Below are 26,974 nucleotides of genomic sequence, written 5' to 3'. Positions count from 1 at the left end.
AATCGTTCTGTGGAGGCCTCGGGCGCCGCGGGTCAGCGTCGGCGCGCGGCTCGGACGCCGTTCAGGATGACGAGGAGCTCTGCGGCTTCGTGGACGAGCACGACCCCGGCGAGGCCAAGCACGCCGAACAGCGCGAGCGGGAACAGGACCACGATGATGGCGAGCGCGAGCGCGATGTTGACGGTCATGATGCGGCGTCCGCGTCTGGCGTGCGCGAACGCGCTCGGAAGCAGCCTGAGGTCGCTTCCCGTGAAGGCGATGTCCGCGGACTCGATCGCCGCGGCGGCACCGTGGGTCCCCATGGCGATCCCGACGGTTGCCGTGGCGAGCGCCGGGGCGTCGTTGATGCCGTCGCCGACCATCGCGGTCGGCGTCTTGGACGCCAGCCGTTCGATGACGCGGGCCTTGTCCGCCGGAAGCTGCTCGGCGTGCACCTCGGCGATCCCCGCCTGCGATGCGAGCGCCTGCGCGGTCTGCGTGTTGTCGCCGGTCAGCATGAGGGAGCGGATGCCGAGCCGGGAGAGCTGATCGATGGCGTCCGCAGCATCCGGGCGCAGCTCGTCGCGGACGCCGATCAGGCCCGCGATGCTGCCATCGACCTCCACCACCACGACCGTCATGCCATTGCCCGCCAGCGTCTCGGCCGCGACCTCCACGCCGAGCGGCGGGAGCCACCTCGTGTTGCCCACTCGCACGGCCGCGCCATCCACCTGGCCGGCTATGCCGAGTCCTGCGAGCTCCTCGACGTCGGTGGCGGTCAAGGGGGCCTCACCCGCCGCAGTGATCGCGCTGGCGAGCGGATGCCCGCTGACGGCCTCGAGGGCAGCCGCGAGGTCGACGACACCCTGCCCGGTCCAAGCGGCCCCCGGAACGACCTCGACGACGCGCGGGTCGTTCATGGTCAGCGTGCCCGTCTTGTCGAACGCGATCGTTCGGATCGTTCCGAACTGCTCGAACGCAGCACCGGATGTGATGACCACACCGAGCTTCGAGGCGGAGCCGATCGCGCTGATCACGGTCACCGGGACGGCGATCGCGAGGGCGCAGGGAGAGGCGGCGACGAGCACGACCAGGGCACGCTCGGTCCAGAGCGCCGGATCTCCGACGAGGAACCCGAACGCCACGATGAGCAGCGCCAGCACGAGCACCGTCGGCACAAGCGGGCGGGCGATGCCGTCCGCCAACCGCGCGCGGTTCCCCTTCTTGGCGTGGGCTTGCCGGACCAGCTCGACGATCTGGGTCAGCGAGTTGTCTCGGCCATCGGCCGTGGCCTCGACGCGCAGGGCGCCGGAGATGGTGATGGTCCCGGCCGCGATCGCGTCTCCCGGTTCGAGCTGCACGGGGATGGACTCGCCCGTGACCGCCGACGTGTCGACGTTCGATCGGCCCTCCCGCACGATGCCATCCGTGGCGACGCGGTCACCGGCGCCGAGCTGCAGCACATCTCCGCGACGCACCTCGCTGGCCGGAACGGTCGCGGTGCCGCCGGCGCGAACCACGATCGCCGTCTCCGGGAGCAGCGCGAGGAGCGCGCGCAGCCCATCCTTGGCCCGCGACATCGCGCGGCCCTCGAGCGTCTCCGCGAGGGAGAAGAGGAACGCCAGCGCTGCGGCCTCGCCCACGTGCCCGAGGAGCACGGCCCCGATCGCGGCGATCGTCATCAGCAGCCCGACCCCGAGGCGGCCCCGCGCGAGGCGACGGAGCGTGTCGGGGACGAAGGTCGAGGCCCCGGCCAGCAGGGCGATGGCATGGAAGAGGACCGCGGCGGCGGGCGCCCCGCCCCATTCGAACCCGTAGCCGACGATCAGCGCGACGCCCGACACCGCGGACGGCAGGAGCGCCCGATCCCGCCACCAGGGCGCGGCGACGGGCGGTCCGCTCGCCGGTTCGGACGCGGAGCCTGCTGAGGCCGCCGAAGCCAGTGTGGTCGCCGACGCCAGCCGAGGTCCGCAGCAGGCATCCCCGTCGTCGTCTCCGCATCCCGCAGCGACGACCGGCGACGGAGGAAGGGTGTCGGAGGCGGGTGACGGCCCCGAGCGGAGCAGCAGCGGCCGACGCGGGGCGCCTCCTCGCGGGGGTTCGGCCGGGCCGCAGCATTCCTCGCTCACGCGGGACCCGCCACTTCCGAGGCGCACGCCGCGCAGCTGTCGCAGTCGGACCCGCACGGGACGCCCCCGTCGACGGCCAGGACGGTCTCGATCAGCATGCCGAGCGCGCGGGTGATGTGCGAGTCGGCGATCTCGTACCGCGTCTGCCTGCCCTCGGGGCTCGCGACGACGATGCCGCACCCCCGCAGGCAGGCGAGGTGGTTCGAGACGTTCGTGCGAGTGAGCCCCAGCGACTCGGAGAGACGCGCGGGGTACCCGGGGCCGGAGAGGAGCGCAAGCAGGATCCTTGATCGGGTGGGATCCGCCATCGCCCGGCCGAGCCTGTTCATCACGTCGAGCCTCGAAGCAAGAGTCAGCATGGAGTGACTATACAGCGAAGAGTGACCTGTCTGGCGGGTCAGGCTGCCTCCACCACCACGTGCGGGTCAGCGACCGGCCCACTCGCCGCGCACGTGGCCGATGTGCTGTGCCACCAGCTCCTGCATCCGCGCTCGGTCGCGATCGAGCGCCGCCTCGATCATCTGGCCGTGCTCGAGCGTGGACGCGGTGAGCTGGCCGGCTTCGGCGAGCGGCAGCAGGTTGTGGAGGCGGCTGCGCTCGCGGGCACGCCGCACGATCTGGACGAGCTCCGGGTTGCCGTGGAGAGACAGGAACGAGGTGTGGAACTCGGTGTCGGCCGTCAGGTAGGCGACCATGTCGTTCGCCGCCTCAGCTCGCTGCATCGCCTCGACGAGGGGGCGCAGCGAGCGGATGCGCGCCGCGTCCTCGTCGCTGTGCTGCTCGGCGATGTCGCCCATGACGGGCACCTCGAGCAGCAGGCGCACCTCGGCGAGGTTGTTGAGCTCGGCGCGCGTGACCTCCGTCACGCGGAACCCCGTGTTCGGCAGCACCTCGACCATCCCATCACGCGACAGCTCGAGCATCGCCTCCCGGACCGGGGTCGCCGAGGAGGCGAAGCGGGCGGCGAGCGCAGGCGCCGAGTAGACCTGCCCAGGGGTGAGCTCGCCGCCGATGAGCGCGGCTCGCAGTTCCGCGGCCACGCGCTGGCGCACGGAGTCGCGACGGCCCGGGCTGGGCTGCGCGCCGGCGGGGGTGCTCATCGGCGACGCTCGTCTGCATCGGCGATCGCCCGGGCCAGCACGAGGTCCTCCCACGACATTCCGGCGCTCTTGAACACCACGGGGCGGCTGCCGAGCGGCCGGCGGGTGCCCTGCACGAGATCGGCCATCGGGATCAGGTCCCGCGCGTCGAGGGCGTCCTCGTCGATGGCCATGATGACGTCGCCGCACTCGCGAAGCGCCGCCGCGACGTCCTCGACGATCACGTCGGCTCGGCCGAGCAGCGCACCCGGCAGCTCGCGTGCATCCGGCGAATGCGAGCCGACCGCCACGACCACTGCGTCGTCGCGCACGAGCTCGTCGGGGAAGAGCGGGGCCGAGGCTGTCGTCGTGCACAGGATGAGCCCAGCCGCGCGGGTTGCAGCCTCGGCCTCATGGCTGCCCGCCGCGACCACGGCGTCGAAGTCCTCGCTCGCGGGGACGCGCTCGGGGGAGCGGACCACCGACGTGACTCGGCCGATCTGCCGTGTGCCCTCGAGCACGGCCCTGACCGTGCGCACGTGTGCTCTCGCCTGCGGGCCGGCGCCATAGGCGACGACCTCCAGCGGGCCGGAGTCTCGCTCGAGCGCATCCTTGACCGCCGCCACGGAGACGGCCGAGGTGCGAATGTCGGTGAGGGCCGGCCCGTCGATGAGGGCGCGAGGCGTGAGCGTCTCCGCGTCGAACAGCACGTAGAGGCCCTGGATGCGGGCGAGTCCCCGCGCCGGGTTGTCCGGTGCGATCGTCAGCAGCTTGATGCCGGCGCTGTCCGCGGTCTCGGCCGGCATGAGGAGGAACTCGCCGTGCTCGAGCGACTCGAAGATGCGCGCGTGGTCGGTCTCGGGACGGAACCCGTCGGCGAGGGCGCGCCGGAGCGCATCGACAGCCGCCGTCGGGGAGAGGAGCGCCGCGACGTCATCGGCGCCGAGGTAGGGGATGCGCGCGCTCATCGCAGCACGAACCCGGGCGTCATCTCGTCACGAGGGTCGACCTCGAAGACGTGCTCGCCGGTTTTGTGCGCCATGCCCGAGACCTGCGTCGTCGTCGCGCGGCGCCCGGCCTCGACGCCCTCCGCGACGACGCGGGCGAGGAAGCGGGAGCCGACGATGGAGTCGTGCACGAGCTCGGACCCGACGGGCAGCGCGCCCTGCTCGGTCAGCGTCGCGACCCGGGCGCACGTGCCGGACCCACAGGGGGAGCGGTCGAGCTCACCGTCGGCGAACACCGTGGCGTTGCGCTGGCGGACGACGCCGTCGGCGCTGTGGTCGGAGAAGAGGATCGTGCCGTAGACCCCGCTCAGTCGTTCGTCGTTCGGATGCTGGGCGTGCGGCGAATCGTTCAGGAGCCACTTCACCTCCCGCCCGAACGCGATGATCTCGCTCACGTCCTCCGGCTCGATGGACAGCCCGATGGTGCTCACGTCGACCTGCGCGTAGATGGCCCCGGCGAAGGTGAGGTCGGCGAGCACCGCGCCCCTGGATGTCGAGACGGGGACCTGCCGCGCGAGCACGTAGCCCGGAACGTTGATGAAGTCGGCCCCCGTGACGGTGCCATCTGGGTCGGTGTGGACCCTCGCGGTCACGCGGCCTGAGGGGACGTCGATGATGACGTCCGTCGTGCCGCTTGTCTCGGCGGCGACGAGGCCGCTCTCGATGGCCCACACGCCGAGCGCGATCGTGCCGTGCCCGCACGCCGTCGAGAACCCGTCCTTGTGCCAGAAGAGCACCCCGAGGTGGGCGCCGTCGTCGTTCGGCTCCACGATGAAGCCGCCGTACATGTCGGCGTGCCCGCGCGGCTCGAAGCAGAGCAGCTGGCGGACTCGGTCGATGGCGGGGGAGGCCATGGCGAAGACGCGCTTGCTGGCCACGTCTGCGCCCTCGATCGGGATCCCGAGCTCCGGCACGATGCGGAACGGCTCGCCGGCCGTGTGGTAGTCGATCGTCGTGTAGCGCTCGCGCATGAAGCCTCCAGAGAGATTGCAATTGCAATCACACTAGGGCACGGCGCGCGCGACCGACAGGGTGGGCGCAGACACGCGACTCGCGCGCCACTCGAACCCTGCCTAGAACATAGGTACGATGGCGGGGTCATGAACTCGTACCTGCTCCATGCCGACGCCGACTCCTTCTTCGCATCGGTCGCCCTGCGTGACCGGCCGGAGCTCGCAGCCAAGCCCGTCGCCGCCGTGGCGCACCTGTTCATCGCCAGCGCCAACTACCCGGCGCGGGAGTTCGGCATCCACGCCGGCATGCTCGTCACCGAGGCACGTGAGCTGTGCCCACGCATCCTGCTCGTCGAGGCCTACCGCCAGGAGATCGAAGCGGTCGGGGATGCGCTCTACGCGCTCTTCGACTCGGTCGCGCGGGGCATCGAGCCCGGCTCGATCGAGGAGGCGTTCCTCGACGTCGGGGCTCGCACGATCAAGGAGGCGCAGAGCGTCGCCCACGAGCTGCGTCGGCGCGCCGCGACCGAGCTGCGCATCCCCGTCAGCGTCGGCATCGGCCGCACGAAGCTCATGGCGAAGCTCGCCTCGAGAGCAGCGAAGCCCGACGGCGTGCACGTCATCGACGAGGCGCGCGAGCTGGAGCTGCGCACCGAGCTGCCCATCGGCGAGGTGTGGGGCATCGGGGCACGCACCGAGGCGCGGCTCATCAAGCTCGGCGTCGCCCGCATCGGCGATGTCGACGTCATCCCGCGCGACGAGCTGCTGCGGGTCTGCGGCACGGGGATGGCCAGGCGGCTGTGGCGCATCCGCGCCGGCACCGACGATGCGATGATCTCGCCCATCCGGCACCGCACGAGCCTCACCTCGGAATCGTCGACCTCGGGGTACGCGCGGGCCGACCGCACGCCGGAGGAGGTCGTCGAGGGCTGCGTCGAACGCGTCTGCCACCGCGCGACTCGAGCGGGGCTCAGCGCGACGGGCATCAAGCTCGAGCTGCGCCCCGTCGGGCTCGGCCCGGTCAGGGAGAAGTACCAGGGCATCGACTCGAGCGCGTCCTTCGACGTGTGGATGCCCGTCGCGAAGAAGCTGCTCGTCGACTCGAGCACCTCGGAGCTCGAGTCCGCGAGCGTGACGCTCACCGGGCTGGTTCCGGTCGAGATGGTGCAGCCGACGCTCTTCTGACGGTCCCGCCCCGTGGTTTCGTCTGCCCGGTACCCTGCCTCTACGCTGAACTGCAGATCGCGGGATGCGCGAGCGGACGAGACGAGGACCCCGACGATGAGCAGCACTCTCGAGCCGCGCGAGGGCATCCTGCGCCCCATCTCGGCGGGCGTGGTCTCGGCGCTCGTGGCGTTCACGAGCTCGTTCATCGTCGTGCTGACGGGCCTGACCGCCGTGGGGGCGAGTGCAGATCAGGCGTCGAGCGGCCTCCTCGCCGTGAGCGTCTCCATGGGCCTCGGGTGCATCCTGCTGGCGGGATGGACTCGCCTGCCCATCACCGTCGCCTGGTCGACACCGGGCGCGGCCCTGCTCGCGGCGACGGGCACCCTCGATGGCGGCTGGCCGGTCGCGGTCGGCGCGTTCCTCATCACGGGACTCCTCATCGTCGTCACGGGGCTCATCCCGCAGCTCGGAGCGCTCGTCGCTCGCATTCCCGTCTCCGTCGCCCAGGCGATGCTCGCGGGCGTGCTCTTCCAGCTCTGCCTCGGCCCGATCACCGGCATGGCGGAGAACCCGCTCGCCGTCGCGCCCGTCGTCATCGCCTGGCTGCTCGCGCTGCGCTTCCTGCCTCGATGGGCCGTGCCGATCGCGTTCCTCGTCGCGGCGATCGTCATCGGCGTGCACATCGTCGCCTCCGGCGCCTCGATCCAGGCCGCCGACCTCGCCCCGCGCCTGGAGTTCACCGCTCCGGAGTTCTCGATCGCCGGCATGATCGGCATCGCACTGCCCCTCTACCTCGTCACCATGGCATCTCAGAACGTGCCGGGGGTGGCCGTCATGAAGGGCCTCGGCTTCGAGGTGCCGTGGCGGCGGTCGCTCATCGCCACCGGCATCGGCACCGTCGTCGGCGCCCCCGCCGGAGGCCACGCCATCAACCTCGCCGCCATCAGCGCGGCCCTCGCCGCGGGGCCGGAGGCGGGAGAGGACCGTTCACGGCGCTGGGTGGCGAGCGTCACCAACGGGGTCGTCGTCATCGTCCTCGGCGTGGCATCGGCCGCGTTCGGAACGCTGGTGCTGCTCGCCCCGGCCGGCGTCATCGCCGCAGTGGCGGGGCTCGCGCTCATCGGCACGCTCGCCGGCTCGCTCAAGGCGGCGCTCGCCGAGACGGGCGAGCTCGTGCCAGCCGTCGTGACCTTCGCGACCGCCGCATCCGGCATCGCGATCGGCGGGGTCAGCGCCGCCTTCTGGGCACTGCTCGCGGGCCTCGTCGTGCGCTTCGTCGTCCGACCGCGTCGCCCATCCACCGAGAGCTGAGTTGTGGTCGTCTCGGGCGACGAATGACGACCACAACTCAGCTCTCGGTGGATGCGCGACCCGATGCGCGACCCGAGGCGCAGGCCACGCTCAATCGTTGCGGGGCGCCGTGATCCGAACGATCACGAGGTAGACCGCGAGGGAGACGACGGCGCCCACGATCGCCGAGGTCCAGTTCGGCAGCGAGAACGGGTCGCTTGTGCTGCTCCAGAACAGGACGCTGCTGAGCCAGCCCCCGAAGAGCGCGCCGAGCGCGCCCACGAAGAGCGGTGCGATCCAGTCGTCGCGCCTGCGGGTGGGCAGGAAGCGCTTGGCCAGCACGCCCAGGAGAAGGCCGATGGCGAGGAAGGCGAAGTAGCTCACGCGTGCTCCAGAGGTTTCGGGGGGAGAGGACGAGGCTTCCAGCCTAAGAGCCCGCGGCCACCGCGCAGACCTCATCGCCGACGCCGCCCACGATGAGGCCGCGCTCGCGGAACGCCCGCAGCCAGCCGACCATGGGCCACTCGCCCCAGCGCTCGCGGAACACGTTCGCGTTGCGCGCGATGTCGGCGACGTGCTGGACGGGAGGCGAGGACGTCGGATGCCACTGATGGTAGGCGCGGGCGCCGCCCACCCAGGCGAGCCCAACCCCGGCGCCTTCCGCGAGTCGCGCGAAGTCGGTGTCCTCCCCGCCGTACCCGTCGTACCCCTCGAAGAACCCGCCGATCCGCCGCCAGGTCGCTGCGGTCGTCGCGAATGACAGCGACCAGAACAGGTTCCTGTCCTCGCCACCGACCACCGCTCCTGGAGACGGGGCGGGGCGGGCCGGGTGCGGGGCATCGAGCAGCTCGATGCGCTCGCCGTCGTAGCCGGCAGGGCCCGGCTGCTCGAGGTAGGTGACCGGTCCGCTCAGCAGTGCCCCAGACCAGCGCGCATCCGCGGCAGCATCGTGATACGAGGCGACGAGACCACGGCCAGGGATGCAGTCGACGTCGAGGAAGATCAGCAGCTCGGCGCCGCGCGCGAGGGCAGCTCGAGCGCCCTCGTTGCGGGCGGCGGCGAGCGGCAGGGCGCTCGTGTCCGCCTCGACGTCCACGACGATGCCACCGAGGCGATCGGCGGCGGCGAGCCGTCCCAGCTCGGGATCGTCCATGGCCACCACGATCGTGTCGTCCGCGGGGTGGGACTGGCGGAGCAGGCCAGCCCGCAGCGCCCTGAGGTGCGAGTGCCTGCCGTGCGCGATCGTGATCACCGCGGTTCTCATCTGCTCGCCATCCGGTCGAGCAGGGCCGCGGCGCGCAGCGCGCCGGCCCCGTCGTTCCAGCTCGCCCAGTTGCGTCCGTCGAGACGTGCCGCCTCGTCGAGCAGCGCGGCCCAGTCGTCGCGCTCGAAGCTGTTCGTGACGATGACGGGCAGGCCGGGGGTGGCGGCGAGGACCCTGGCTGCGGCCGCCTGCTCGTCGTGCGGTCGATCCTGCGGGACGACGACGGCGGGAACCTGGGCGGCGGCGACGTCGGCGATCGCGCCCTGCCCCGCGTGCGTGAGGACAAGTGAGGCTTCGCGGATGCGCGGGCCGGGGTCGGCGACCCGGTTCCCGGGAGTCGTGCCGATCTCGTCCCATTCGACGCCGGGCGTCTGCCGCTTGGCCTCACGGATCTGCGCGGAGCTCATACCGCCGCCGCCGCTCCCCGCGAGCACCAGGACTCGCGTGACGGGGCCGGGCCCGCGGCCCGTCGAGCGTTCGGCTGCGGAGATCGCGCCGACCGCGTGCAGGCGAGCCAGCACCCGAGCGGACGCGCCGGGCAGCATGCCCTCCGCGCTCGCCGGCCAGGCGGCGAGGACGGCATCCGACAGCCCGAACCCGAGGGTGTGCGGCGCGTCGGTGCGCACGCCGGGCAGAGCTACCGAGACCACGGGGACGCCGTGCAGGCGGGCGAGTGCCGCGACTTCCACCGACACGTCGGAGACGAAGAGGGTGGGCGCGGCGTCGGCGATCCAGGCGGAGATGCGGGCCATGCGTCGCCGCATGCCCTCGTCGTCGACGGGGGCCCAGTGCAGGGCACCGTTCGCCGTGGGCTCGAGTGGCGAGACAGCGAGGTCGTCGCGCTCGAGCCGGATCCAGGGGCCGAGCCAGGCCTCGGGTTTCGGCAGCGTCGAGAGCCCCGTCACCGGGGTCGTGCACTCGCGTGCGATGGCGAGCGCACGTCGTGCGTGGCCGCCACCTCGGTGGTGCACGTAGTAGCCGATGCTTCCCGTCTCGGACGAGCCTGTGTCGCTCATGCCGCTTCCTGCCTCTCACTCTGTGCGCCGCCAAGCAGCGCCTCGTACTCGTCGACCATCCGCTCGAGGGAGCAGAAGGCGACCGCGCGCTCCCGCGCACCCTCGCGGGGCAGCCTCGCGGCCCCGAGCAGCGCGGCGGCGAGCGCCGGCACGTCGTCGCGGGCCGCGAGCCTGCCGCTGCGCTCGTCGATGATCTGCGGCAGCGCGCCCCGATCGAACGCGGCGACCGGCGTGCCGGCGGCGAGCGACTCGGCCGCGACGAGGCCGTACGGCTCGTCCCACCTCGGCGTCACGAGCGTCACGCTCGCCCGCCCGAGATGCTCGAAGAGGGTGGCCTGCTCGAGGTGCCCGAGGTACCGGATGCGCCCACCGAGTCGAGGGCGGATGCTGCGCTCGAAGTACTCGGGGTCGAAGATCGGCCCGGCGATGTCGAGGTCGACCTGCGCGAGCTCGGCGGCCGCGATCGCCAGATCCAGTCCCTTCTCCGGCACGATGCGGCCGGACCAGAACGCGGCGCCGCCGCCCGGCCCAGGCAGGAGACGGTCGGTGTCGACGCCGTTGAGGATCACGGTGCTCTCGACGCTGTCGGCCCAGGCGTCCCGCATGTGCGAGCTGACGGCGATGAAGGTCCCGGTGGACCCGCTGATGCGGACGGCCGACTCGATCCACCCGACGGGCGGTGTGTGCAGCGTCGTGAAGAAGGGCACCCCGAGCAGTCCGGACATGGCGACGGGAAGGTGGTGGATGCTGACGTTGAGCACCGCGTCGAAGCGCGCCGTCGCGGTCTGGGCGAGGTCGAGCATGAGCGCCAGGTAGGCGTGGTGCTCGTGCATCCACTCCACGGGCATCGCGCCGACGTCCTGGCGTGCCGTCTCGCTCATCGTGAAGCTCTCGACGGCGAGGTGCTCGACGCCCAGGGCGGGGTCCGAGCCGGGGGCCGCGAAGAGCGTCACCTGGTGGCCGCGACGCTTGAGCGCCAGGATCAGGGCATGGGTGTGCGACTCGAGCCCGCCGGCGAAGGGCTCGCTGATGGGGAAGCGGGAGGGGCCGATGACACAGATTCTCAACTCGCTACACGCTCCAGGCTCAGGACGGACGTGTACACGTCGTGGTGCGCGGCCGCGATCCGGCTGCGTTCGGCGGCACGCGCCTCGGGGTCGGGGCGTCGAGTCTGCGCGCGGGCTGCTGCGAGCACCGCGGCCTGTAGCGAGCCGACGTCGAGGGCCCCGGTGGGGTCTCGGTGGTACTCGAAGACGGGCCCCTGGTCGGCGAAGTAGCCCACGTCGGGCGCGATGACGGCCGTGCCGAGGTCTCGGCATGCCTCCATCCAGCCGGAATGCGTGCCGAAGCGATAGGGGAGCACCGAGGCGTCGAGCGACGCCAGGTAGTGCCACAGCTCTGTGTCGCTCAGGTAGTCGTGGATGCGCAGCTCGATGCGCCCAGCGTCGGCGAGCTCGCGGAGCCGGGCCGAGAGCTCGGGCTCGAACTTCGCGCCGGTGGGGTCGAGGAGCTCGCGGTGCCCGTTGACGAGCACGTCGAGGGTTTCCTCCCGCGCGCTGAGGTCGACGAGCGCCTCGATGACGGGCAGCGGATCCAGGCTCGCGCGCAGGCTCTTCGCGTGCACGCCGACGCGGAATCGTCCGGCGGATGCGGCGCGCCCGTCGATGGCGGCCTTCGCTTCGTCCGGCTCCACGATGTGCGGGTGCGGTACGACGATGGGGCGGCGCCCCCAGCGGCGCTCGATCTCATCGGCGGCGCCTGCCGTGAGCGTGATGAGCCCATCCGCCGCTGGGATCAAAATGTCCAGGTGGGCGGTGTGCGCGTCAGGGGCGTCGTGGTGCGGGTTCGTGAGGTCGTGCACCGTGTAGACGAGCGGCTTGCCGTGCCTGCCCAGGGCCTCCACGATCGCCCGGAGGGACTCGGGGGAGAGGGCGTCGAAGCCGAAGTGCACGTGGAAGACGTCGAACTGGGCGGCGTGCTCGTCGATCCAGTTCGAGTCGAGCATGACCGGTGGCCACCAGCGATCCGTGGCGGCTCGGCCGGACCCATCAGGGTGCGGGTCTGCAAGGCGGACGACCCGATGTGAGGAGGCCGCGGAGGAGACGGGAGCGAGGTGCCTGACGTAGACGTGTCCCGAGGGGACGCTCGCAACCCGGATGGTTCGGCTCGTGTCGCCGAGGAGTTCTGAAGTGCTGAGGGATGCCACTTATCCACATAACCAGGACAAGCGGAGGAGCGTGCGACTCTTGACAGTCCTCGGCCTCCGTGCATGCGTCGGCGGCTTCGTGTCGCTGACGGGTCAGTCGCCCGGGTACGGCTCCACGACCACGATGCCGACCCCGGGTCCGACCAGCAGATTCGCGGGCTCGAGGCGTCCCTCGCCGCGGTCGCCGCGCACCCAGAACCATTCGCCGGCGGCCACTCGGGCGCGGATGTCCTCGCGGAAGGCGTCGACGTCGGCGACGAGCTTTGAGAACGTCTCACCCTGGTAGAGCAGCTCGATCCTGGTTGACGTGCTCATGTTCATGAGGTCCTCTCTGCGGGTTCGGCGATGACGGCGAGGCCCGCCTGCGAGTTGGCGCCCTGCACGAGCGCCTCGACCCACGAGCGGTTGATGTGCACCTGCCTGCTGCCGAGGAACTTGAAGCGGATGGGCACGGCCGGGTGCATCCATACGGTGCTCCGCCCGTCCCCGCCGGCGTTGTTGTCCTTCCAGCTGAAGAAGAACGACTCTCCGCGGCGCAGCTTCGTGCCGATCGCGAGCTGGAGGTGTGCCAGCAGGCGGTCCTCGAAGTCGACGGTGACCTCGGAGTTGTAGATGAACTTCCCCACGCTGGATCCTGCTTTCTTGTCACTGGCACATGGTGTGCGCCGTCCATTATCACTCGCAGAGCGCCGACCTGTGGCCAGGGCGCCCGATCAGAGTTCGTCGAGCCAATCCGGATGGGGCACGCGCGGGTCGTTCGAGGAGCCTTCCTCGACGAGCCCCTCTGGCGCGTAGCTCTTGTTCTCGAGCTCGGCGCGCAACTTCGTGAAGGTGGCGAGGGCCTGGCTGTCGTCGAACTCCGGGACCTCGGTGTCGACCGTCTCGGTGGCGATCTGGCTCGACGGACCGACGAGCACGGAGAGCATGTTCGAGGTGCCGTCCGCGTGCCGCACGGGGATCTCGACGATCCCGGCCTGGTGCACCTCGGCGAGTGCCGCCGCATATCCCACGAGCTCTCGCGCGATCTTCGTGCTCGTGAAGTAGACACCACCTGCGTAGTGAAGCTGATCCATCGTTCCCCCAGACGGTCGCGGGCGTGCGTAATTTCCTGAGTCTCCCAGCCCCACTTGGGTGTGCTCGGAGTATTGCATTCTGATTCGTTGTATGAAGCTGATTCCGGGCTTTGCCAAATCGAAACCTGGCGTTCATCGCTCCGCCGCTACGCTCAGTGAAGTTCCTATGTATCGGCAGTGCCTGATTGGAGTCCGTGATGTCTACCCCTCAGCTCGACGCCCCGCTCTACCCACCGCTCTACGGAGCCAGCTTCGGGCAGGCGGTGAAGCGCTTCTTCAAGAAGTACGCCGTCTTCTCCGGCCGCGCGAGCCGCAGCGAGTACTGGTGGTGGTGGCTCTTCGGCGTCATCGTCAACGCCGTGTTCTTCCTCATCGGCTCGCTCACCGGCACGACCTCGGTCGACACCACAGAAGGATTCTCGGCGGCGACCCTCGGCAACCCCGTTGTCACGGTCATCCAGTCGATCTGGGGTCTCGCGATCCTCATCCCTGGCCTCGCCCTGCTCTTCCGCCGCCTGCACGACACGAACCGCTCCGGGTGGTGGTGGCTGATCCTGCTCGTGCCGCTGGCCGGTCCGATCATCATGCTCGTGTTCCTGATCGGCGACTCGCGTCCAGAGGGCGCACGGTTCGACACCCAGTAGCCTCCCGCTCCGCAGAGACACGAAACCGCCGCCCTCGTTCGAGGGCGGCGGTTTCGTCGTTCGGGGCGGGAGGCGCCAGATCAGCGTTCGGGGTTCACGGCCTCGGCCACGGCGCCGAACCGGCCGAGCAGCCCGGAGAACACGCGCAGCTCGTCCGGCGTCCAGTCGCGCAGCACGGCGTGCAGCCGGTGCCGGTTGCGGGCCCGCACCTCGGTGACCCGCTCGACCGCGAAGGCGGTTGGGGTGAGGATGCGCGCGCGCCCGTCGTTCGGGTCCGCCCCGACGGTGAGCAGCTCGAACTCCTCGAGCATCCGAACCTGGCGGCTCATGACGCTCTTGTCGATCGCGAGCTGCTCGCCGAGGGTGCCGACGTGCGCGGTCTCGTGCTGCACGAGCGCCGAGAGGATCTTGTAGCCGATGGGCTGCAGCGAAGGATGCACGGCGACCGCGGACTCGCTCCACGTGGTGCGAACGCGCCGGTAGAACGTGCCGAGCTCCGACTCCACCGAGGCGATCGCCTCGGCGAAGTCGGCGTCGTCGGGTGACTCAGGCATGATGGCCATCTTAGGTGCGGTCTGCCTGCCGTCCCGAGTCCCCGAGGATCGGGATGGCGCCGGTGCGCGGGATGCCGACCATCGCCTCAGCGACCTCGACGAGATCCTCGGAGGTCGACTCCGCGGCCTTCTCGCGGGTCTGCGGCGACGCGTCCGTCTCGCTGCCGGAAGGGGAGGTCTCCTCGCCCTTGGCCCGCTGCACGGCGTTCTGCGTGCCGAGCTGGGCGTTCGGCAGGAAGGAGACGGCGATGAGCGTGACGATCGCGAGCGGCAGGGCCGCCAGGAAGATCGCGCCGACCGAGGTCCCGTAGGCGTCCTCGACGAGGACCCGCAGCCAGTCGGGCAGCGTCGCGAGCTGCGGGATGCTGCCACCCGCGAGCGACTGCGCGGCCGCGGCCTGCTGCTCCGGCGGCAGAGCGCGGACGCTCGTGGAGATCGTGTCTGCCACGACGGTTCCCAGGATCGAGCCCATGACGGAGACGCCGATCGTGCCGCCCAGGCTGCGGAAGAAGGTGACGGCGCTCGTCGCGACGCCCATGTTCTTGACCTCTGCCTTGTTCTGGACGACGAGGACCAGGTTCTGCATGACCATGCCGACGCCGGCGCCGAGCGCGAACATCGAGACGCCCACGTACAGGTAGGGCGTGTCGTAGTGGAGGCGGCTCAGCAGGAAGAGCCCGACGACCATGAGCGCGCTGCCCGTGACGACGAACGCCTTCCACTTGCCGCGGCGGCTGATGAGGTTGCCCACGATGGTGGACGCGACGAGGAGACCCGCCATCATCGGGATCGTGAGGATGCCGGACTCGGTCGGGGTCGCACCGCGAGCGAGCTGCATGTACTGGCTCAGGAAGACGCTCGTGCCGAACATGGCGACGCCGACGGAGACGCTCGCGATGACGGCGAGCGTGAACGTGCGGTCGCGGAAGAGCGTGAGCGGGATGAGCGGCTCCTTGACGCGGAGCTCGACGAGGATCGCGATGACCAGGAGGAGGACGCCGCCGCCGACCATGAGGTACGAGGGCAGGGAGTTCCACTCGAACTGCGTGCCCGCGAGGGTCACCCAGATGAGGAGCAGGGACACACCGCTCGAGATGAGCACGATGCCGTAGTAGTCGATGCTCACCTTGCGCTTCTTCGGCTTCGGCAGGTGCAGGGTGACCTGCAGCAGGATGAGCGCGATCACTGCGAAGGGGAGGCCGACGAAGAAGTTCCAGCGCCACCCGAAGGCGTCGGTGATGACGCCGCCGAGGAGGGGGCCGCCGACGGTGGCCAGCGCCATGACGGCGCCGAAGAAGCCGGCGTAGCGGCCGCGCTCGCGCGGGCTGAGGATATCCGCCATGACGATCTGGCTGAGCGCGCCGAGTCCGCCGGCGCCGAGGCCCTGGAAGACGCGCATGGTGATGAGCATCGCGGGATCCTGCGCGAAGCCGGCGATCGCCGAGCTGACGACGAAGATGACGAGCGCGATCTGCAGGAGGAGCTTGCGGTTCGTGAGGTCGGCGAGCTTGCCCCAGATCGGGGTGGAGACGGTGGTCGCGAGCAGTGTTGCCGTGACGACCCAGGTGAACGCGCTCTGGTCGCCCTTGAGGTCGCTGATGATGAGCGGCAGCGAGGTGCTCACGACGGTCGACGCGAGCATCGACACGAACATGCCGAGCATGAGGCCGGAGAGGGCCTGCAGCACCTGACGGTGGCTCATTCCGGATTCGGTGAGCTCAGCGGCTGGCTTGGAGCTGGATCTGGGGTTCTTGCTGGACGACATCGACGCGGGGCCTCCTGGTAGTTGACAACGGTCAACCATACTCAGATGGTTGACCGTCGTCAACTACCAGAAAGGGCCCCGCGAACGGGACCCTTTGCTGCGTGCTCGAGACGCCGGAACGTGGCGTCTCGAGGGGTACTGCTAGTCGATCTTGCGCTTGAGGTTGTCGAGGCCTTCCTTGGCGGCGTCCTTGACGTCCTCGATCTTCTCCTTGAAGCCCGCCTTCGTCTGGTCGGAGCGGCCCTCAGCCTTCAGCGACTCGTCTCCGGTGACCGCGCCAGCGGCCTCCTTCGCGCGTCCGCCGAGGTCTTCTGACTTGTTCTGAATACGATCGTCGATTCCCATGAGGGGATGCTCTCAGGCGAACTTGGACGCCGCCTGTGGTGGAGTGGGGCTCAAGGCTGCGCGTGCCGATCCGCGGTGATCGACAGGGCCTCGAACACGGCGGCGACCGCCTCGTCGTCGCTCACCCCCAGCTCACGCGCCTCGACGGCGAACGCCCTCGCGGCCGCCGTCAGTCGCACATCGCCGTTCCTGCCGTCCGCGGTCACGAACGTCCCAGCGCGGCCGCGGCCGACGACGACGCCCTGCTCCTCGAGGGCCGTGTAGCACTTCGCCACCGTTCCCGGCGCGACGCCGAGCGTCTCCGCCAGCGCACGCACCGGCGGCAGCCGCTCACCGGCCAGCAGCTCGCCTCGGTCGACGGCGTCGATGATGGCCTCCCGCAGCTGCCGTCCTGGAGGGCTCGATGTGCCGCCCCCGAGGGTCAGGGAGGCGAAGAAATCAGCGGCGCTCACTGGCGCGGCCGCTTGCCTGGGCTCGTGTTCTCGTCGACGGCGGTGTCGGAGCCGAGCGAGATCTCTTCGTCGTCGTCCGGGTCGACGAGGTCGTCGAACATCGCAGCACTCGCCGCGTTCGCCGCCAGGTCGTGCTTCTTCTCGCGCTGGGGTCCGAATCCGAGCCACTTGCGTGTCGGGTAGTGGAGCTGCTCGCGCCGCCACCACAGCGTCGCGAGCACCAGCGTCGCGACGCTCGGCAGGAGCGCAAGCCACGCGCCGTAGGCGATCGGGTACTGGCCGTTCGCCGCATCCACGCGGAGGGTCGCGAAGGCGAAGAGGAACAGGATCCCGAGTGTCGCGAAGGCGGCGTAGAGCTGGAGGATCTTCGCGGAGATGACCGCGACCCCGGAGATGCGGAGGATTAGGACGACGACGAGCCCGATCAGCGGCAGCGTCGGCACGAGGCCGAAGAGGAACGTGCCGAACCAGTTGTAGCCGAGCGCCTCATCCATCTGGCTCAGTCCCGTGCCGGCGACCAGAAGCTGCCAGCCGTTCAGTGTCGGCGCGATGCGGTTGAGGGGGATCTCGGAGTTCCACCATGGGAAGAACATCGTCACGACCAGCAGGACCGCCAGTACGCCGAAGGCGATCTGCTTCGGGCGGTAGGCCGGGTACGACGACATCGCCGCCGTGTCCTCGACCAGCGAATCGTCCTCGTGCGCAGTAGCCATGCCCCCAGCCTACGAGGCAGGTTCGCAATCGTGGCTCCGAACGCGCAGACTGGATGCGGTCCGCACGGGCCAGCAAGGCGCAGTCGGCGAGAGGGGCAGCATGACGCAACGACACCACAGGCCCGTCCGCGTGCCATCGCAGGCGTTCGAGGCGCTCGTCGGCGCCGACGACCCAGCAGCGGTGAGCCGCGTCGCGCACGACACGGCCCGGGCGCTCCTGCAGCGAGCCCGTGGCGAGGGCGACCAGGCGGTCGTCGCGCGCCTCGTGGCCTACGCCGACGAGAACGGCATCGACGAGATCGCCGAGCTCTGGGCCGGTGCCACCTCGCGTTCCCTGCCAGGCGCGCTCTGGCGCCTCTACCTGCTGCGGCAGGCCGTGCGCGCCAATCCGGCCGAAGCGAGCTACCTCTTCCGCCGAGGCTACGAGGTCGACCGCTCCATCAGCTCCGTGGTCGCCGGTGCCGCGACCCCCACCGGGCCGGAGGAGGTCGTCGCCCTCGCCGACGTCATCCTGCACGGCGCCTTCTCCGGTGACTTCGCCATCGCCCTCGAGCGAGCCGCCGCGTTCTGCCGCGTCATGTCGCAGGGGGCGACGAGCCTCGCGAAGGACGAGGAGAGCGTCGTGCCAGCCAGGGCGCGCCAATCGACGCGACGTGCCATCCGGTACCTGGAGATGGGCGACGACCTGCACGCCTCCGCGGGTCTCTGGCGCATCGACGCGCTCGACTGAACGATCGGCCGAGGCGCCTCGTCGCGGCTAGGGCTCTCGGCTCAGCGTGACCGCCTGACGTTCTGCGCGGTTGCCCGAGCGGAGTCCGCGCGCGAGCTCGACGGCGGCAGCGGTGAGTCTCGTCACCTCGGCCCAGTCCTGCTGGTCGACGGCAGACGGTGGGAGCATCCACGAGCCGCCCACGGCGAGCACCGCCGGGATGGCGAGGTAGTCGCCGAGGTTCGCGGCGTTCACTCCGCCGGTGGGCACGAATCTCACGTCGCCGAACGGCGCGGAGAGGGCGGCGATCGCCTTGGCGCCCCCATTCGTCTCTGCGGGGAAGAACTTGACCGTCTCGATGCCCAGCTCCAGGGCGGCCTGCACCTCGGTCGCGGAGGTTGCGCCAGGGAGGACCGGGATGTCGTGGGCCCTGCACCGCTCGACGACGGCACGGCTCAGGCCGGGGGAGACGATGAACGAGGCTCCCGCATCCACGGCGATGTCGACCTGTGCTGGGGTGAGCACCGTTCCGGCGCCGACGAGCACTCCGCCGCGGGCGGCGAGAGCGGCGATCGTCGAGGCGGCGGCGCTCGTCCGGAAGGTCACCTCGGCGACCGGGAGCCCACCGTCGGCGAGTGCCTCCGCGATGCCGAGGCCCTCGGCGGTGGTCTTCGCGGAGACCACGGGAACGATCGAGTGCTCGGCGAGACGAGCAAGGATTTCGTGCAAGAGAACCTCCGTTGGCTGCCTTGTGTTCCCAAGTGGAACCCAATGATCATATTATTGGAGATCCTACCGAGAGCCGCCACCGCGCACGGCCCCGATCGGCAACGACGCCCACGAGTGGAGCAGAACCATGAAGATCCTCGCCCTCGAGTCCAGCACCACCTCAGCGAAGACGCTGGTCTTCGACTCCGACACCCAGGAGGTGCAGGTGCGGACTCGGCGATTCGAAGTCGACGGAACCGACCCCGCCGTTCGCGAGGCGGAGGGCATCTTCACCCAGCTCATCGCCCTGGCCCGCGAATCCGTCCGCGGGCACGACATCGACGCCCTCGTGTTGTCGAACACGTACCACGGCCTCGGGCTCGTGACCCAGGACCTCCAAGCGGCCACGCCCGTCTACGAGTGGCCCTTCACCGGCGCCCAAGGACTCTGCGCCGAACTGCGCGGCGATGCCGAGCTCACCACCTGGTTCTACGAGCGCACGGGGTGCATGGTCAACGCCAGCTACCCCGCCTTCAAGCTCGCCTACCTGGCCCGCCAGGGCGTGGAGATCGCCGGGCGCAAGGTCATGGACCAGGGGAGCTTCAACTTCCTGAGGCTCACCGGCCTCCCGTGGACGAGCTACTCCCTCGCCTCGGGAACCGGCCTGCTCAACGTCCGCACCTCCGACTGGGACCTCGAGATCCTCGAGACCCTCGGCGTCGCCGGCGTCGACTTCCCCGAACTGCACGACAGCGAGGAATCCGCCCCGCTGCTCGCCGACGTCGCCACCTACCTCGGCATCCGCCCTGGAATCCCCGTCCTCGTCCCCGGACCGGATGGCGGCCTCAGCCAGGTCGGCGACCTCGCCGGGCTCCCCGGCGACATGACGTTCTCCATGGGAACCAGCGGCGCCATGCGGTTCGCGACCCTCGAGCCGTCCCTCTCCCCGCGGCTCAGCACCTGGGCCTACCGCTCCCCGCTCGGCTGGCTCAGCGGCGCCGCCACGAGCGGATGCACGAACTGCGTCGACTGGGCGAAGGACAGGTTCTTCGGCTCGGACGCCCATTTCTCCGAGATCGAACCCCAGCTCGTCCAGGGACGGGATGAGCTGCCGACCTTCCTGCCCTTCCTCTACGGCGAACGGTGCCCAGGCTGGCAGGACCAGCGGCTCGGCGGGTTCGTCGGCCTCGAGCCCCGGCACGGGCGCGTCGACATGTACCAGGCCGTGCTGCAGGGAGTTGTGCTCTCGCTCTACCACTGCTTCCGCGAGCTCACCGCGATCAACGGCATGCCGACCCGCGTCCTCCTCTCCGGCGGAGTCCTCTCCTCGCCGTTCTGGACCCAGATGACGGCAGACGCCTTCGGGGTCGAGATGGAGGTGTCGTCGCTGCAGCACAGCTCGGTGGTCGGCGCCGTTCGCCTCGGGCTCCGCGCCGCCGGACTCAGCGAGGACCAGCCGGCGTTCCGGAACACGGAGACGCAGCGAGTCATCCCGAACCCCGCCATGCGGGACTACTACGACCGCGCCTTCGCCAAGTACCTCGACGCCTACGACCGCACGAGCACCGCACCGGATGCGCGTGCTGAGTCCCTCACTGGAGGCAACGCCTGATGCGCATCCTGATCACCCCCACCTCGCTGAGCCGAACTCCGGACGCCGACGTGCTCGCCCCGCTGCGGGACATGGCCGACGAGCTGATCTTCAACACGCTCGGGCGCCCGCTCACCTCCGAAGAGCTCGCTGAAGCCCTGCCCGGGATCGACGGCGTCATCGCCGGCCTCGACACCTACGACGCGGCAGCGCTCGCGGGAGCCGACCGCCTCCGGGTGATCTCCAGGTACGGTGTCGGCGTCAACAACGTCGACCTGGAGGCCGCAGCGGGGAAGGGCATCCACGTCACCAGGACGCCCGGGGCCAACGCCTCCGCGGTCGCCGAGCTCGCGATCGGCCTCGCCTTCGCCGTCGCCAGAGAGATCCCCAGGCTGCACGCGGAGGTCGCAGATGGCGGCTGGCCGCGAGGCAGCGGCATCGAGCTCGGCGGGCGCACCTTCGGGGTCGTCGGCTTCGGCGCGATCGGCCGGATCGTCGCCGAACGAGCCCGCGGCATCGGGATGCACGTGCTCGCCTACGACCCCTTCGTGCCGGCCGCCGCCATCGCCGAGACCGGAGCTGCGCCAGCCAGCCTCGACGAGCTCTTCCGAGCAGCCGACGTCGTCAGCCTGCACGTGCCGCTCCTCGAGAGCACCCGCCACGTCGCCGACGCCGCACGCATCGCGGCCATGAAGCCAGGGGCCATCCTGCTCAACACCTCGCGCGGTGGCCTCATCGACGAGGCGGCCGCCCGCGAGGCGCTCGACGCCGGACACCTCTTCGGGGTCGGCCTCGACGCCTACGAGACGGAACCGCCGCAGGACTCACCGCTGCTCGGCCACCCGAGGGTCGTCGCGACGCCGCACAGCGGGGCGCACACCGCCGAGGCGGTCGCCAGAATGGCGAGCGGGGCCATCCAGAACCTCATCGAGGAGCTCTCCGGACAGCCCAGCGTGCATCGCGTCTAGGGCGTGTCGGGCGTCTCCGACTCGAGCTCGGGGGTCTCGCCGATGGCTGCGTCGTGGATGGTGAGCACCTCGCCCAGGATCGTGTCGAGGTAACCCTTTGAGTGCCTCTCTGCGGCGAGGGGGTCGCCGTCCGCGATCGCCTGCGCGGTGAGCACGTGGTTGTGCAGTGCGTCGTGCAGCGGCCTCGCCGGCGTGAGGCCCAGGTTCGCGCGGCCGGCGAGAACCTGGGAGATGGGCTCCTTGACGGCCGCGAGCAGCGCGTTGCCGCTCGCATCCAGGATCAGGTCGTGGAACTCGATGTCTGCCTGCAGGTACTCGGGGGAGTCGCCGCGCTCGCTGGCACCGAGGGCCTGCAGCTGCGCGGCGAGCTCGAGCAGGCGAGTCCGCTCGCGCTGCGAGGCCCGCGAGGCGGCGAGCTTCGCGGCGACCGGCTCGATCGCCGATCGGAGCTCGGTGAGCGCGACGAGCTGCTGGCTGCGGCTGTTCCCCCGAAGGCGCCAGCGGATGAGCGTCGTGTCGAGCGCGTTCCATTCGCCGGTGGGCTGGACGGTGATGCCGACTCGTCTCCGCGAGACGAGGAGCCCCATGGATTCCAGGACTCGGACGGCTTCGCGCACGACGGTGCGGGACACCGCGTAGTGCTCCTCGAGAGCAGCGAGGGTGAGGACCTGGCCAGCCTCGAGCTCGCCTCCCGCGATGCGGACGCCGAGGTCGTCGAGCACCGACCCGTGCACTGCCTGCGCCATGCGCACCCCTCTTCGCTCACCGCAACGATATAGATATGATCACAACTTGAAATAAGTATGATCATTGTGCGAGGCTCGAACCACACTGAGCGTCACCAGAACCCGCGTTCCGAATCATCGCAGATCGCGAACGGCCTCACCCTCACGGCACCGCTGCACGGTCGCACGGTCCGAATTCCAGAAATCGACGGAGATCACCATGGAAGAAGAATGGACCCAGACACTGGGGACCGCACCGCTGCTCGGCATCGCAGCAGGAGCCATCGCGCTCATCCTGATCCTCATCATCCGCTTCAGGCTCCACGCGTTCCTGACCCTGGTGATCGTCTCGCTCCTCACGGCGCTCGTCGCGGGCGTCCCCGTCTCGGCAGTCGCGAGCACCCTCACCGGCGGCTTCGGCAGCACCCTCGCGACCGTCGCGCTCCTCATCGGCTTCGGCGCGATGCTCGGCCGCCTCATCGAGCACTCCGGCGGCGCCAAAGCCCTCGCTGACAAGCTCGTCGACGTCTTCGGCGAGAAGCGAGCCCCCTTCGCGCTCGGCATCGCCTCGCTCATCCTCGGCTTCCCGATGTTCTTCGACGCCGGCCTCATCATGATGCTGCCCATCGTCTTCGCCGTCGCGCGCCGAGTCTCGGGCAACAACGTCCTCCTCTTCGGCATCCCCGCAGCAGCCGCCTTCTCGGTCATGCACGTGTTCCTCCCGCCGCACCCCGGCCCCGTCGCCGCCACCGAGCTCTACGAAGCCAACCTCGGCGTCGTCCTCCTGCTCGGCCTCATCATCGTGTTCCCGCTCTGGTACGTCTCCGGTTACCTGTGGGGCAAGTTCGTCGCCAAGCGCATCCAGCTCCCCGTCCCCGCCCTCTTCGGCGACCTCGACGAGGACCAGCCGAAGAACCCGCCGAAGGTCTCCACGATCATCCTGCTGCTCCTGCTGCCGATGGTCCTCATCTTCCTCAACACGGGCATCTCGGCCCTCGCCAGCGCCGGAGTCGTCGACGGCGACGCGATCTGGGCCCAGGCCGCGGTCCTCCTCGGCAACTCGCCCATCGCGCTCCTCATCGCGGTCGTGACGGCCAGCATCGTCCTCGGCACGCGCCGCGGCGAGAACGGCACCGCCCTGGAGAAGCTCCTCGACTCCTCCCTCGGCCCGATCTGCTCCGTGATCCTCATCACCGGCGCCGGCGGAATGTTCGGCGGGGTCCTGCGCGCCTCCGGCATCGGCGACGCGCTCGCCGACACGCTCGGCGACCTCGGACTCCCGCTCATCGTCGCGGCCTACGTCATCGCCGTCGTCCTCCGCGTCGCACAGGGATCCGCGACCGTCGCCCTCGTCACCGCGGCGGGCCTCATCGCCCCCGCGGTCGTCGTCGCCGACCTCAACGACTTCCAGGTCGCCTCCATCGTGCTCGCCACCGCAGCTGGCTCGGTCTTCGCCGGCCACGTCAACGACTCCGGCTTCTGGCTCGTCGGGCGCCTCATGGGCATGGACGTGAAGACGACGCTCAAGACCTGGACGGTGCAGCAGACCATCGAGTCGGTCACGGCGTTCGCCTTCGTGCTCGTCGTCTACCTGGTCGCGTCGCTCTTCTGACCCTGACCCGGAACGCCCCGTCTGCGTGACACCACCTCACAGAGCAGGAACAGCATGGATCTCTTCACCCTCACGGGCAAGCTCGCCCTCATCACCGGGTCGTCACGCGGCCTCGGACGCTCGCTCGCCACGGCGCTCGCCGACGCTGGCAGCACGATCATCCTCCACGGTCGGGACGTCGAGGCGCTCGCGACCGCTGCCGCGGAGCTCGAGGAGCGCACGGGACGCCCCGCGCACATCGTCTCCTTCGATGTCACCGACGCGGCCTCCGTCGAGGCTGGAATCGCGGCCCTCATCGCCGAGCACGGGGTGCCGGACATCCTCGTCAACAACGCGGGGCTCCAGCGGCGAGCGCCGTTCGCGGAGTTCAAGGTCGAGGACTGGGATGCGCTCGTCGCCGCCAACCTGAGCGGCGTGTTCTACGTCTCCAGGTTCCTGGCCCCCGCCATGATCGAGCGCGGCTCCGGCAAGATCGTCAACATCGGCTCGGTGCAGTCGCTCCTCGCCAGGCAGACGATCGCCCCGTACTCGGCCACGAAGGGCGGCGTCGCCCAGCTGACGAAGGGCATGGCGGCCGACCTCGCCAGACACAACGTGCAGGTCAACGCCATCTCGCCCGGCTACTTCGCGACCGAGATGAACCGAGCCCTCGTCGAGGACGAGCAGTTCAACAGCTGGCTCATCAACCGCACCCCGGCGCAGCGCTGGGGCGCGTTCGAGGAGCTCGCGGGCACCCTGATCTACCTCAGCTCCGACGCCTCGAGCTTCGTGTCTGGGCAGAACATCTTCGTCGACGGCGGCATGACCGCGGTCGTCTGACCCCGGTCACCGCCGACCACCTCGCACCAGGACACGCAGGAGACACCATGCGCGCAGCGTTCATCGAAAGCAAGGAAGCACTCGACCTCGCCGAGGTCGACACCCCGGAGCCGGGGGAAGGGCAGGTCCGGATCCGCGTGGACTACGTCGGCATCTGCGGCTCCGACCTCCACTACTACTTCGAAGGCGCCAACGGCGCCTTCGTGGTGCGGGAGCCGCTGGTCCCAGGTCACGAGCTCTCCGGCAGGGTCGACCTCGATCCCCTCGAAGAGTTCGAGACCGGTGCCCCCGTCACCGTGCATCCCGCCACGTTCGGCACCCCGAGCCGCGAACTCGAGGACTCGCCGCACCTCTGGCCAGGCGGCGCCTACCTGGGCAGCGCATCCACGACCCCGCACACCCAGGGCGCGCTGAGCGAGTACCTGCTCGTCGACCGTGGTATGCTCCGCAGGCTCCCAGCCACGCTGCCGGTCCGACGCGCCGTGCTCGCCGAGCCCCTCGCGGTCGCCCTCCACGCCGTCACCAAGGCGGGGGACCTGACCGGCAAGCGAGTGCTCGTCACGGGGGCCGGCCCCATCGGCCTCCTCACCATCGCCGCAGCCCGCGTCAAGGGCGCAGCGCACATCAGCGCGACCGACGTGCTCGCCGGACCGCTCGCGCGCGCCTCCGCCATGGGAGCCGTCGAGGTGATCGACGTGAGCCGCGAGCGGGTGCCCGCCGACAGCTTCGACGTGGTCTTCGAATGCTCGGGCGTCGCCGTCTCCGTGTCGAGCGCGTTCGCGGCGGCCAAGCCGGCGGGAACCGTCGTGCAGGTGGGCATGGTCCCGAACGAGCCACGACCCATCAACCTCGCTCCGTTCATCTCCAAGGAGCTGCGCGTCTTCGGCACGTTCCGCTTCAAGGACGAGATCGATGAGGCGATCGTCATCCTCGACGCGCATCCCGAGATCGAGGAGGTCATCACGCACGAGGTGCGCGCCGACGACACCGTCACAGCCTTCGGCCTCGCTCGGAACTCGGAGGAGTCCGGCAAGGTCATCGTCGCTGTCTGGCCAGAGGGCTGAGCCGCCACGCCGCCTGTTCGCCGTCAGCCAACACGGTGCACAGCGGCCGTCGATCCCAGTAAACTCGACGACGCCGGGCCGCAGTAACCCCGGGCTCCAATATTCGCCGCTGCGAGCGGCCTTCCGCCGAGAGGCGTTCCTGCGGCCTGGCTTTTCTTCTGCCTCCGCGCCCCGGCGCAGGTCGGCGGCCTCACCCGGCCCTCGCCCGGCCCTCACCCGGCCCTCGCCCGGCCCTCGCCCGGCCTCGCCTCGCCCGGCCCTCGCCCGGCCCTCGCCCGGCCCTCGCCCGGCCTCGGCTCAATCTGGCTCGCGCCCTCGCGCCCCTCGTCGGCGGTCTCGGGATGGCTTTCACGCTTCGGGATGGGAAGCAACCCATCCGGATGCGCGAGAGCCATCCCGAAGCGCTTCGGAATGGGACGGGACCCATCCCGGAGCGGCGAAGCCATCCCGAAGCGCTGCCGGTGACGCTCCACGAGGCGGCAGGCAGTGTCGGTCGCCGAGGTGACGCTCCCGCACCCGCGCGCTCTTTCGTGCCTGCGCCCGGGTGGCGCTCGCGCTCGCGCACGTGCGCGCACGCGTCGGTGGTCTCGGGATGGCTTTTACGCTTCGGGATGGGAAGCAACCCATCCGGAAGCGCGAGAGCCATCCCGAAGCGCTGCCGGTGATGCTCCACGAGACGGCAGGCAGGGTCGATCGCCGAGGCGACGCATCTGCGCTCGCGCGCTCTTCGTGCTCGCGCACGTGCGCGCACGCGTCGGCGGTCTCGGGATGGCCTTCACGCTTCGGGATGGGAAGCAACCCATCCGGATGCGCGAGAGCCATCCCGAAGCGCTGCCGGTGACGCTCCACGAGGCGGCAGGCAGTGTCGGTCGCCGAGGTGACGCTCCCGCACCCGCGCGCTCTTTCGTGCCCGCGCCCGGGTCGCGCTCGCGCACCTGCGCGCACGCGTCGGTGGTCTCGGGATGGCTTTTACGCTTCGGGATGGGAAGCAACCCATCCGGATGCGCGAAAGCCATCCCGAAATGCTGTGGGCGGTGTTCGAGGGGCATGCGCCGGGTCGATCGCCGAGGTGACGCACCTGCACTCGCGCGATCTTTCGTGCCTGCGCCCGGGTGGCGCTCGCGCACGTGCGCGCACGCGTC

Annotated in this window: 29 protein-coding genes; 9 read left to right on the top strand and 20 right to left on the bottom strand. The window is 70.3% G+C overall.

The window, feature by feature from the left end:
* Positions 1–32 precede the first annotated feature (32 nt).
* The 5 genes from C5E07_RS10370 to C5E07_RS10350 all read right to left on the bottom strand — a co-directional run bounded on the left by C5E07_RS10370 (position 33) and on the right by C5E07_RS10350 (position 5,165).
* Positions 33–2,108 carry a heavy metal translocating P-type ATPase gene (locus C5E07_RS10370; protein WP_374953202.1) on the bottom strand — a complete coding sequence of 692 codons (2,076 nt, stop codon included), beginning with the start codon at positions 2,106–2,108 and terminating at the stop codon, positions 33–35.
* Positions 2,105–2,467, bottom strand: coding sequence for a helix-turn-helix transcriptional regulator (locus tag C5E07_RS10365; protein ID WP_104299374.1), 363 nt, complete (start codon positions 2,465–2,467; stop codon positions 2,105–2,107). Before C5E07_RS10365 ends, C5E07_RS10370 begins: the two co-directional genes overlap by 4 nt.
* A 66-nt stretch (positions 2,468–2,533) precedes the next feature.
* Entirely contained in the window at positions 2,534–3,208 is a 675-nt protein-coding gene (locus C5E07_RS10360) for a GntR family transcriptional regulator (RefSeq protein ID WP_104299373.1), read from the bottom strand.
* The gene (locus C5E07_RS10355; protein ID WP_104299372.1) at positions 3,205–4,155 is read right to left on the bottom strand and encodes an ornithine cyclodeaminase family protein; all 951 of its coding nucleotides are present in this window, start codon (positions 4,153–4,155) and stop codon (positions 3,205–3,207) included. The genes C5E07_RS10360 and C5E07_RS10355 overlap by 4 nt, the downstream gene beginning before the upstream one ends.
* Positions 4,152–5,165, bottom strand: a complete 1,014-nt coding sequence (locus tag C5E07_RS10350; RefSeq protein ID WP_104299371.1) for a proline racemase family protein — start codon at positions 5,163–5,165, stop codon at positions 4,152–4,154. The genes C5E07_RS10355 and C5E07_RS10350 overlap by 4 nt, the downstream gene beginning before the upstream one ends.
* Before the next feature lie 129 nt (positions 5,166–5,294).
* Between C5E07_RS10350 and C5E07_RS10345 the strand changes: the two genes are divergently transcribed.
* Entirely contained in the window at positions 5,295–6,332 is a 1,038-nt protein-coding gene (locus tag C5E07_RS10345; RefSeq protein WP_104299370.1) for a DNA polymerase IV, read from the top strand.
* Between the two features lie 96 nt (positions 6,333–6,428).
* The gene (locus tag C5E07_RS10340; protein ID WP_104299369.1) at positions 6,429–7,625 is read left to right on the top strand and encodes a benzoate/H(+) symporter BenE family transporter; all 1,197 of its coding nucleotides are present in this window, start codon (positions 6,429–6,431) and stop codon (positions 7,623–7,625) included.
* Positions 7,626–7,715: 90 nt separating this feature from the next.
* Here the strand turns inward: C5E07_RS10340 and C5E07_RS10335 are convergent, their stop codons facing one another.
* The 8 genes from C5E07_RS10335 to C5E07_RS10300 form a co-directional block, all read right to left on the bottom strand.
* The gene (locus C5E07_RS10335) at positions 7,716–7,988 is read right to left on the bottom strand and encodes a GlsB/YeaQ/YmgE family stress response membrane protein (RefSeq protein ID WP_104242356.1); all 273 of its coding nucleotides are present in this window, start codon (positions 7,986–7,988) and stop codon (positions 7,716–7,718) included.
* Between the two features lie 43 nt (positions 7,989–8,031).
* On the bottom strand, positions 8,032–8,868 hold the full coding sequence (locus C5E07_RS10330) for a glycosyltransferase family 2 protein (protein WP_104299368.1): 837 nt from the start codon (positions 8,866–8,868) through the stop codon (positions 8,032–8,034).
* On the bottom strand, positions 8,865–9,884 hold the full coding sequence (locus tag C5E07_RS10325; protein ID WP_104299367.1) for a glycosyltransferase: 1,020 nt from the start codon (positions 9,882–9,884) through the stop codon (positions 8,865–8,867). Before C5E07_RS10325 ends, C5E07_RS10330 begins: the two co-directional genes overlap by 4 nt.
* The gene (locus C5E07_RS10320; protein ID WP_104299366.1) at positions 9,881–10,951 is read right to left on the bottom strand and encodes a glycosyltransferase; all 1,071 of its coding nucleotides are present in this window, start codon (positions 10,949–10,951) and stop codon (positions 9,881–9,883) included. Before C5E07_RS10320 ends, C5E07_RS10325 begins: the two co-directional genes overlap by 4 nt.
* Positions 10,948–12,090: a glycosyltransferase gene (locus C5E07_RS10315; protein ID WP_104299365.1), complete on the bottom strand. Its 1,143-nt coding sequence runs from the start codon at positions 12,088–12,090 to the stop codon at positions 10,948–10,950. Before C5E07_RS10315 ends, C5E07_RS10320 begins: the two co-directional genes overlap by 4 nt.
* Before the next feature lie 93 nt (positions 12,091–12,183).
* Positions 12,184–12,405, bottom strand: a complete 222-nt coding sequence (locus C5E07_RS10310) for a hypothetical protein (RefSeq protein WP_104299364.1) — start codon at positions 12,403–12,405, stop codon at positions 12,184–12,186.
* Positions 12,406–12,407: 2 nt separating this feature from the next.
* Positions 12,408–12,716, bottom strand: coding sequence for an ATP-dependent DNA ligase (locus C5E07_RS10305; protein WP_104242344.1), 309 nt, complete (start codon positions 12,714–12,716; stop codon positions 12,408–12,410).
* Positions 12,717–12,803: 87 nt separating this feature from the next.
* Positions 12,804–13,163 carry a hypothetical protein gene (locus C5E07_RS10300; protein ID WP_104242342.1) on the bottom strand — a complete coding sequence of 120 codons (360 nt, stop codon included), beginning with the start codon at positions 13,161–13,163 and terminating at the stop codon, positions 12,804–12,806.
* A 197-nt stretch (positions 13,164–13,360) separates the two neighbouring features.
* Here C5E07_RS10300 and C5E07_RS10295 point away from each other — a divergent pair, with 197 nt between their 5' ends.
* On the top strand, positions 13,361–13,807 hold the full coding sequence (locus C5E07_RS10295) for a DUF805 domain-containing protein (RefSeq protein WP_104242340.1): 447 nt from the start codon (positions 13,361–13,363) through the stop codon (positions 13,805–13,807).
* 80 nt (positions 13,808–13,887) lie between these two features.
* Here the strand turns inward: C5E07_RS10295 and C5E07_RS10290 are convergent, their stop codons facing one another.
* The 5 genes from C5E07_RS10290 to C5E07_RS10270 form a co-directional block, all read right to left on the bottom strand.
* A complete protein-coding gene (locus C5E07_RS10290; protein WP_181057920.1) occupies positions 13,888–14,361 on the bottom strand; it encodes a MarR family winged helix-turn-helix transcriptional regulator in 474 nt (157 codons plus the stop codon).
* A 10-nt stretch (positions 14,362–14,371) separates the two neighbouring features.
* Positions 14,372–16,063: an MDR family MFS transporter gene (locus C5E07_RS10285; RefSeq protein ID WP_104299481.1), complete on the bottom strand. Its 1,692-nt coding sequence runs from the start codon at positions 16,061–16,063 to the stop codon at positions 14,372–14,374.
* 204 nt (positions 16,064–16,267) lie between these two features.
* The gene (locus C5E07_RS10280; RefSeq protein WP_104242336.1) at positions 16,268–16,471 is read right to left on the bottom strand and encodes a CsbD family protein; all 204 of its coding nucleotides are present in this window, start codon (positions 16,469–16,471) and stop codon (positions 16,268–16,270) included.
* Between the two features lie 50 nt (positions 16,472–16,521).
* Complete coding sequence (locus tag C5E07_RS10275; RefSeq protein ID WP_258063871.1) at positions 16,522–16,923, bottom strand: GntR family transcriptional regulator; 402 nt, start codon at positions 16,921–16,923, stop codon at positions 16,522–16,524.
* Positions 16,920–17,636, bottom strand: a complete 717-nt coding sequence (locus tag C5E07_RS10270; protein ID WP_104299363.1) for a hypothetical protein — start codon at positions 17,634–17,636, stop codon at positions 16,920–16,922. The genes C5E07_RS10275 and C5E07_RS10270 overlap by 4 nt, the downstream gene beginning before the upstream one ends.
* Positions 17,637–17,736: 100 nt before the next feature.
* On the opposite strand from C5E07_RS10270, the gene C5E07_RS10265 reads away from it, so the two are divergent.
* Positions 17,737–18,366, top strand: a complete 630-nt coding sequence (locus tag C5E07_RS10265) for a DNA-directed RNA polymerase subunit beta (protein ID WP_068495464.1) — start codon at positions 17,737–17,739, stop codon at positions 18,364–18,366.
* A gap of 27 nt (positions 18,367–18,393) precedes the next feature.
* Here C5E07_RS10265 and eda read toward each other — a convergent pair whose 3' ends face one another.
* Positions 18,394–19,074 carry a bifunctional 4-hydroxy-2-oxoglutarate aldolase/2-dehydro-3-deoxy-phosphogluconate aldolase gene (eda, locus tag C5E07_RS10260; protein ID WP_104299362.1) on the bottom strand — a complete coding sequence of 227 codons (681 nt, stop codon included), beginning with the start codon at positions 19,072–19,074 and terminating at the stop codon, positions 18,394–18,396.
* A gap of 127 nt (positions 19,075–19,201) precedes the next feature.
* Here eda and C5E07_RS10255 point away from each other — a divergent pair, with 127 nt between their 5' ends.
* Together C5E07_RS10255 and C5E07_RS10250 are read left to right on the top strand one after the other, a co-directional pair.
* Complete coding sequence (locus C5E07_RS10255; RefSeq protein WP_104299361.1) at positions 19,202–20,665, top strand: gluconokinase; 1,464 nt, start codon at positions 19,202–19,204, stop codon at positions 20,663–20,665.
* Positions 20,665–21,612 carry a phosphoglycerate dehydrogenase gene (locus C5E07_RS10250; RefSeq protein WP_104299360.1) on the top strand — a complete coding sequence of 316 codons (948 nt, stop codon included), beginning with the start codon at positions 20,665–20,667 and terminating at the stop codon, positions 21,610–21,612. Before C5E07_RS10255 ends, C5E07_RS10250 begins: the two co-directional genes overlap by 1 nt.
* On the opposite strand, the gene C5E07_RS10245 is transcribed toward C5E07_RS10250, so the two are convergent.
* Positions 21,609–22,358: a FadR/GntR family transcriptional regulator gene (locus C5E07_RS10245; RefSeq protein ID WP_104299359.1), complete on the bottom strand. Its 750-nt coding sequence runs from the start codon at positions 22,356–22,358 to the stop codon at positions 21,609–21,611. The two genes, C5E07_RS10250 and C5E07_RS10245, sit on opposite strands and share 4 nt — an antisense overlap.
* Before the next feature lie 199 nt (positions 22,359–22,557).
* Between C5E07_RS10245 and C5E07_RS10240 the strand changes: the two genes are divergently transcribed.
* From C5E07_RS10240 to C5E07_RS10230, 3 genes are read left to right on the top strand one after another with little or no spacing between them, the layout of a single operon-like run.
* A complete protein-coding gene (locus C5E07_RS10240; RefSeq protein ID WP_068495457.1) occupies positions 22,558–23,949 on the top strand; it encodes a GntP family permease in 1,392 nt (463 codons plus the stop codon).
* 54 nt (positions 23,950–24,003) lie between these two features.
* On the top strand, positions 24,004–24,768 hold the full coding sequence (locus C5E07_RS10235) for an SDR family oxidoreductase (protein ID WP_104299358.1): 765 nt from the start codon (positions 24,004–24,006) through the stop codon (positions 24,766–24,768).
* A 47-nt stretch (positions 24,769–24,815) separates the two neighbouring features.
* On the top strand, positions 24,816–25,832 hold the full coding sequence (locus C5E07_RS10230; RefSeq protein ID WP_104299357.1) for an L-idonate 5-dehydrogenase: 1,017 nt from the start codon (positions 24,816–24,818) through the stop codon (positions 25,830–25,832).
* Positions 25,833–26,974 lie beyond the last annotated feature (1,142 nt).

Origin of the sequence: Pseudoclavibacter sp. RFBJ3 (genome assembly GCF_002931375.1) — a bacterium.
GTDB lineage: Bacteria > Actinomycetota > Actinomycetes > Actinomycetales > Microbacteriaceae > Pseudoclavibacter.
This window is presented reverse-complemented; position numbering and strand designations above follow the sequence as displayed.